General features: G+C 66.4%; 1 protein-coding gene. It reads right to left on the reverse strand.

The window, feature by feature from the left end; all coding sequences use genetic code 11:
* Window positions 1-307 (reverse strand): fatty acid cis/trans isomerase (locus ACLJNW_RS24200; protein ID WP_410961218.1); only part of this gene is annotated, 307 nt, incomplete at both ends.

A 307-nucleotide genomic window follows, 5' to 3' on the forward strand; every position in this document is an offset into this window, starting at 1 on the left:
CCCGCGGCCAGCCACTTCTGCAAAGTGGCGTATTCGTCGTCGCTCAGCCCGGCCACCGCGAAAGGCATGCCGGAACCTGGGTTCTTGCGGATGAACGCATCGATGCTGGCCGGCGTCGGGCACTGGTTGGCGCGGTTGATCGAAATGTCCAGGCCTTCGGGGATCTTCGCATTCGGCTGCAACGGCTGGCTGTGGCCAAGCTCGAGCATCCGCGCCATCAGTGCGGCCTGGCCGTCCTGCGGTTCGAGCACCGACCAGAAGTCCTTGCGCCGCCAGGCGTCGGCACCGTGCGCATCGAGGTACAGGC

Source organism: Salmonella sp. SAL4457, from assembly GCF_046548235.1.
Lineage (GTDB): Bacteria > Pseudomonadota > Gammaproteobacteria > Enterobacterales > Enterobacteriaceae > Salmonella > Salmonella enterica.